Here is a 6,415-nt window from a genome sequence, read left to right on the forward strand (position 1 = left end):
GCCGGCTGCATCTGGAACTCAGCGACGAAGAGCTGGCCTCACGCTTAGCCGAGAGCGACCCCACCGCGGCCTCGACGCTCATCGCCAGCCAGGGCGGCTATCGGCAGCTGTATATCGAGCGGGTGCTCCAGGCGGACGAAGGCTGCGACTTCGACTTCCTGGTGGGGTGTCGCGGGTCTGATGTGCCGCGGCACTCGCATTAATTGGACTGAGCAATCACTTCCCGCAGAGTGCTCATTAATGCGGCGGCACCGGGGGAGAGTCGCTGGTGGCGTAAGCTCACCAGCCCATAGGGCTGAACGCTTAGCGCCTCGCTAAATGGCAGTATATGAAAGCGCTGCGGGGGGCAGAGCAGGTCAGCGGCTTCCCGTGTAGTCACCGTGATGGTATCGGATTTGTCGACGAGGGCCAGCGACAGCAGCAGGTCTGCGGTATCGACAATCTGGCGGGGCGGCGCGACCTGATGGTGTAGAAATAGGCTATCCACCCGCTGGCGCATCAACGCGCCAGTGGGCTGCAGCGACCAAGGGAAGCCCGCCATATCAGCAAGGCTCAGCGTTTGTTTATCGGCTAATGGATGCCCTTGGCGGCACACAAAGCAGAGTTCCTCCTCGCCAATCTCCTCGAAGACAAAGCGCTCGGCATCGACGCCTGCGGGTATGCGGGTAATCGCGAAATCCAGTTCGCCTTCCAGCAGGCGCGGTACCAGCACCTTGCTGACATCCACATCTATGCTGATTTTTAGCCCTGGCCGGTCGCGGTGCACCCGTTCGATGGCGCTGGTAAGCAGCGTAACTGCCGGCGCCATTACCGTCCCGACGGCTACCGTGCCGGCACTGCCCTCGCCGAGAGCGTTTAGCTCCTCACCGGTGTGGCGTAGCGCTGAAAGCATGCTGTGGGCGTGGCGAATCATAATTTCGCCATACCAGTTGGGCGTTAGCCCACGGGGGTGGCGATCGAACAGTCGAATACCCAGGTTGGCTTCCAGGTCGCTGAGCAGTTTTGAGGCGGCGGGCTGGCTCATATTGAGCTGAGTCGCCGCGCGGTGCAGGTTGCGCTGCTCGTCCAAGGCTAAAAATAGCTGAAAATGACGCAACTTTAGTCGCACGTCTAAAAACCAGTTTTCGCCGAGAACGCCCATGGGATAAGCCTCGTGTTGTTATTGATACTTAGAAGTATATCGATAGTGAGGCATTTGTATATTGGTTGGTTATGCCAGACATGGCTACTGTAGTGTCTGTATCGGTGATGATGAACTGTGGTAACTCACTGAGTTAACAGCACCGGTCTAACAACAATAATTAGCAACAAAGTATGCCTCCAGGAGGAAGCTCATGCCTCTCATGTACAGCCAACGATTAAGAAATGGTTCCCCTCTTCTGCTCGGTGCAATTGCCGCGGTACTGTGGGCAAACACCGCACAAGCCCAGAGCAGTTCTGAAGACAACGCGGGCAGCAGCGTCGGCAGTGGTATCCAAACGTCGGTGTTTGGCCATCTACCCGATGGTCGCCAGGTGGATGTCTATCAACTTACCAACGCCAATGGTATCGAACTGCGGGTGACCAATTACGGTGGCATCATTTTGTCGCTGAAAACCCCTGATATGGACGGTAAGTTTGACGATATAGCGCTGGGCTTCGACTCTTTGGAAGCCTACCTCTCCGATGAGTACCGTCAGGCCAATCCTTACTTCGGTGCCATTATTGGTCGTTACGGCAACCGTATTGCGGGTGGGCAATTCTCTCTCGATGGAGAAACCTACTCATTGGCTACCAACGATGGCAGCAACCATCTGCACGGCGGCGACCAGGGATTCGATAAAGTGCTATGGCAGGCCGAACCATTCGAGAGTGACGCAGGCAATGGATTGGTGCTGCGCTATACCAGCGAGGATGGCGAAGAGGGCTACCCCGGTAAGTTGGAGGTCGAAGTTACCTATACGCTGACCGATAATGACGAGCTGATGGTGGATTATCGGGCGGTAACCGATAAAGCCACCCCGATTAACCTCACCCAGCACAGCTACTTCAACCTAAAGGGTGAGGGTAGCGACACCATTCTCGATCATCAACTGATGATCAATGCCCCTGAGTTTACCCCGGTCAACGACACCTTGATTCCAACCGGTGAGATCCGCCCGGTGGAGGGCACGCCGTTCGACTTTACCCAGGCGACGCCCATCGGTGAGCGCATTGAGCAGGAGAACGAGCAGCTTGCCTTCGGTGGCGGTTATGACCACAACTTTGTACTTGCCCGCGATAACGCTGCATCGGATGAGCTGGTCTTGGCTGCCAAAGTATGGGAGCCCCAAAGCGGGCGTCTGGTGGAAATCACCACCACCGAACCCGCGATCCAATTCTATTCCGGCAACTTCCTTAACGGCGACCTGACCGGCAAGCAGGGCCAGGCCTACGAACACCGCTCCGGCTTTGCCCTGGAAACCCAGCACTACCCCGACTCCCCTAATCAAGAGGCGTTTCCCAGCACTATCTTAGTGCCGGGCGAGACTTATCGCTCACGCACGGTCTACCGCTTTTCCGCGCAGCAAGACCTGGGCTCGTAATCTCGATTCATCATTACTATTACCAACCGTCAGTGGTTAATAATCAAAAATATCAATAAAAACAACGTTAAAAATAGCAGGAGTATAACAATGAAATTGACGACGACATTTACCCGTTTAGCACTTGGTAGCGCGGTTATGCTGGCCTCTCTAGGGTCAGTACAGGCCCAGGAAGACGAGGTGAAGATTGGCTTTATCGTTAAAAAGCCGGAGCAGGCGTGGTTCATTAACGAACAGGAGGCGGCTACTGAAGTAGGCGAAGAGCTCGGCTTCGAAGTGGTACGCCTTGGTGGCGAAGATGGCCAAGAGGTGCTTAGCGCTATCGATAACCTCTACTCCCAAGGCGCTGAAGGGTTCGTAATCTGCCCACCAGACGTACGCTTGGGGCCAGCGATTATGAACCGTGCTAACCAGTACGGCATGAAAGTAGTCACTGTGGATGACCAGTTTGTTAACTCAAGCGGTGAGCCCATGGAGGGCGTGCCGCATCTGGGGATGTCGGGCACCAAAATAGGACGTCAGGTGGGCGAAGCCATTAACGCCGAAATGGAAGCGCGCGGCTGGAACCCCGAAGAGGTAGCCGCGCTGCGGATCACCAACAACGAACTACCGACCGCCGTTGAGCGTACCGACGGCGCCACCGAAGCGCTGATAGCTGCGGGATTCCCAGAAGATAATATTTTCGACGCGCCTCAGCAGAGCACCGACACCAGTGGCGCCTTTTCAGCCGCGTCGCCGGTGTTGTCCCAGAACGGCGACTATGAGCATTGGGTGATCTATGCCCTCAATGAAGAGAGTGTTCTGGGCGGTGTTAGGGCTACCGAGCAGTATGGCTTAGCGCCTGAAGATGTGATCGGCGTGGGTATCAATGGCTCCGGCGCTGCCTTTGCCGAGTTCTCTCGTGACAACCCCACCGGTTTCCACGGCACCGTAGCAGTGAGCTCCACCATGCACGGCCGTCAGACTGCTGAAGATCTCTACCGCTGGATTAGCGAGGATCAAGAGCCACCGGCCAATACCGAAACCTCCGGCACGCTAATGACGCGGGAAAACTGGCAGGAAGTGCGCGCCGCGCTTGGTCTGTAACGGTAAGTCTCTGCGGGAGTATTGAAGCATGTCTGATGCTTATCTACGGTTCGACGCGATTAGTGTCGTTTTCCCCGGCGTGCGCGCGCTGGATGGGGTGAGTTTCTCCTCCCACGCCGGTCAAGTGCATGCCTTAATGGGCGAGAACGGCGCGGGTAAATCCACCTTGCTCAAGGTGCTAAGCGGCGTTAACCGGGTGGCCGAAGGGGCACTGTGGATCGATGGCCAGCGCCATGTATTCAACAACGCCCGAGAGGCGCTGCGGGAAGGCATTGCGATTATCTACCAAGAGTTGACGCTCTCACCCAATATGTCGGTGGCCGAAAATCTGCTGCTGGGTCAACTGCCCACGCGGCAGGGGTTTGTTGACCGTCGCCGGCTGAAGGAAAAAGCGTTGGCGATACTGGCTGATCTTGGCGAGGGGGAGATCCACCCCTCGACCAAGGTGCGCGAGCTCTCCATCGGCCAGCAGCAGATGATCGAAATTGGCCGTGCGCTGCTGCGAGACGCCAAGGTTATCGCGTTCGATGAGCCCACCAGCAGCCTCTCTATTCAGGAAATTCGCCAGCTAAAACGTATCGTCCAACGACTGCGTGATGAGGGACGGGTGGTGCTCTACGTGACTCATCGCATGGAGGAGGTGTTTGAGATGTGCGATGCGGTCACCATCTTCCGCGATGGCCAGCATATCCGCACCCATGAAGATATGTCGGCGCTCAATCACGACCTGTTAGTGAGTGAAATGGTCGGCCGGGATATCGACGATGTTTACGGCTATCGTCCGCGCACACAGGGCGATGTGGTCTTGAACGTGGAAGGAATCCACGGGCGCGGCCTCAAGGCGCCGGTGAGTTTCTCCGTCAAACGCGGGGAAGTATTCGGGCTGTTTGGTCTGGTGGGCGCGGGGCGCAGCGAACTGCTGAGGCTGATCTGCGGAGTCGAATCGCCCAAGGCCGGCAGCGTGCAGTTCAACGGTGAATCGCGACGTTTTAAAAGCCCTGGCGAGGCGATACGCGCCGGTATTGCCATGTGTCCAGAGGATCGTAAATCCCAGGGTATTTTCCCGGTGGCCAGCGTGGCCGACAACCTCAATATCAGCTGTCGGCGCTTTTTCAAACGCTGGGGCATGTTCCGCCATCCCGGCCGTGAGCGGCGCAATGCCGAGTCGTATATCCAGCAACTCAGCGTCAAGACACCGGGGCCACGTACGCCGATCGGCAAACTTTCCGGCGGCAACCAGCAGAAGGTGATTCTGGCACGCTGGCTTGCCGAGGAGATTGATCTGTTTGTGATGGACGAGCCAACCCGAGGCATCGACGTCGGCGCACGGCGGGATATTTACTCGCTGCTTTACGATTTGGCCGAACAGGGCAAAAGCGTGGTGGTGATTTCCAGTGACCTGGCAGAAGTCAGCTCCATCTGTGACCGCATCGCGGTGATGCGCGACGGTGAACTGGTGGACATAGTGCCGCGGGAATCGGCTACGCCGGAACGCCTGCTGGGCTTGGCGCTACCCGCCTAAGTGTCAGCTTTTTTAAGGTTTCCAAGATATTCGTTCTTAAGAGAACAAGTTCAGGACAACAATCATGACAACTAACAATGCAACCCAAGGCGAGACTGCGCCTGCCCGCCCGGCGGGCCGGCAGGGGCTGATCAAGCCACTGCGCACGCTGCTGGATACCTCAGGGCTGATTGCGATTTTCTTGCTGCTGTTTGTGGCCCTAGCGGTACTCATCCCGGACTTTCTGACCGGCCGCAACATGGTCGGGCTGTTGCTCTCGATCACCCTGATCGGCAGTTTGGCCACCACCATGATGCTGGTGCTGGCACTGGGTGAGGTGGATCTCTCGGTGGCCTCTACGGTGGCCTTTGCGGGGGTGGTCGCAGCGGTGGTGACCTCCAGTACCGGTAGCGTGTTTATCGGTGTGATCGGGGGGATTGTCGCTGGGGGCGCGGTGGGCGCTTTTAACGGCCTGGTAATTGCCAAGTTCGGTATTAACTCGCTGATTGCCACCCTGGCAGCAATGGAGTTTGTACGCGGGCTGGCCTATATCACCTCCGGCGGCGACGCGGTAATGATCACCGTGCCGGGTTTCTTTGACCTGGGCAGCGCCTCGTTCCTCGGCCTAACCCTGCCGGTCTGGACCATGCTGGCCTGTTTTGTGATCTTTGGCGTAGTGCTCAACATGACCGCTTTCGGGCGCAATGTGCTGGCCACCGGGGGGAACTCGGAAGCCGCCGCGCTTGCCGGGGTTAATGTTCGCCGCCTCAAGATTATTGTTTTCGGCCTCCAGGGCGTAGTGGCAGGTGTCGTAGGTGTACTGCTGGCTTCACGTATGGGGCTGGGCGACCCCAATACCTCCATGGGCCTGGAACTGGCGGTGATTTCCGCCTGTGTGCTGGGCGGCGTGGCGCTATCCGGTGGCGTTGCCACCATTACCGGTGTGGTGGTCGGTGTACTGATTATGGGCTGCGTCCAGAACGCCATGGGGCTGCTCAACGTCCCCACCTTTTACCAGTACCTGGTGCGTGGTGCGATTCTGCTGCTGGCGGTGATGTTTGACCGCTGGAAACAGACCCGTCGTCAGCGGGCCTGACGCTTAAACCGTAACCCCCTTATTCGTTGGTCACTTTTTCCGGTTTGTTCGGAGGCTTAGTTATGTCTGATCGTCAGCGCCCGTTACGCTCTGCCCAGTGGTTCGGCACCGCCGATAAAAACGGTTTTATGTACCGTAGTTGGATGAAAAACCAGGGCATCCCCGACC

5 protein-coding genes and 1 pseudogene are annotated in these 6,415 nt (G+C 57.4%); 5 read left to right on the forward strand and 1 reads right to left on the reverse strand.

Annotated elements, in window-relative coordinates; translation table 11 throughout:
• Positions 1-203: pseudogene (locus tag HZU72_RS23400) on the forward strand (dihydroxy-acid dehydratase); the annotation flags it as partial.
• On the opposite strand, the gene HZU72_RS23405 reads toward HZU72_RS23400, so the two are convergent.
• A complete protein-coding gene (locus HZU72_RS23405) occupies positions 200-1,141 on the reverse strand; it encodes a LysR substrate-binding domain-containing protein (RefSeq protein ID WP_180096347.1) in 942 nt (313 codons plus the stop codon). The pseudogene HZU72_RS23400 and the gene HZU72_RS23405 sit on opposite strands and share 4 nt — an antisense overlap.
• Positions 1,142-1,334: 193 nt before the next feature.
• On the opposite strand from HZU72_RS23405, the gene HZU72_RS23410 reads away from it, so the two are divergent.
• The 4 genes from HZU72_RS23410 to araH all read left to right on the forward strand — a co-directional run bounded on the left by HZU72_RS23410 (position 1,335) and on the right by araH (position 6,247).
• A complete protein-coding gene (locus HZU72_RS23410) occupies positions 1,335-2,564 on the forward strand; it encodes an aldose epimerase family protein (RefSeq protein WP_180096349.1) in 1,230 nt (409 codons plus the stop codon).
• Between the two features lie 90 nt (positions 2,565-2,654).
• A complete protein-coding gene (locus tag HZU72_RS23415; RefSeq protein WP_180096351.1) occupies positions 2,655-3,650 on the forward strand; it encodes an arabinose ABC transporter substrate-binding protein in 996 nt (331 codons plus the stop codon).
• 28 nt (positions 3,651-3,678) lie between these two features.
• Positions 3,679-5,172 carry an L-arabinose ABC transporter ATP-binding protein AraG gene (gene araG / locus HZU72_RS23420; RefSeq protein ID WP_180096353.1) on the forward strand — a complete coding sequence of 498 codons (1,494 nt, stop codon included), beginning with the start codon at positions 3,679-3,681 and terminating at the stop codon, positions 5,170-5,172.
• Positions 5,173-5,236: 64 nt separating this feature from the next.
• A complete protein-coding gene (gene araH / locus HZU72_RS23425) occupies positions 5,237-6,247 on the forward strand; it encodes an L-arabinose ABC transporter permease AraH (RefSeq protein ID WP_009287512.1) in 1,011 nt (336 codons plus the stop codon).
• Positions 6,248-6,415: the final 168 nt, after the last annotated feature.

Origin of the sequence: Vreelandella sedimenti (genome assembly GCF_013416325.1) — a bacterium.
In the GTDB taxonomy this organism is placed as follows: Bacteria; Pseudomonadota; Gammaproteobacteria; order Pseudomonadales; family Halomonadaceae; genus Vreelandella; species Vreelandella sedimenti.

Excerpts from the sequence above, each read along its gene's own strand:
- HZU72_RS23405 (WP_180096347.1), bottom strand. The coding sequence starts at position 1,141 with ATGGGCGTTCTCGGCGAAAACTGGTTTTTAGACGTGCGACTAAAGTTG.
- HZU72_RS23410 (WP_180096349.1), top strand. The coding sequence starts at position 1,335 with ATGCCTCTCATGTACAGCCAACGATTAAGAAATGGTTCCCCTCTTCTG.
- HZU72_RS23415 (WP_180096351.1), top strand. The coding sequence starts at position 2,655 with ATGAAATTGACGACGACATTTACCCGTTTAGCACTTGGTAGCGCGGTT.
- araG (WP_180096353.1), top strand. The coding sequence starts at position 3,679 with ATGTCTGATGCTTATCTACGGTTCGACGCGATTAGTGTCGTTTTCCCC.
- araH (WP_009287512.1), top strand. The coding sequence starts at position 5,237 with ATGACAACTAACAATGCAACCCAAGGCGAGACTGCGCCTGCCCGCCCG.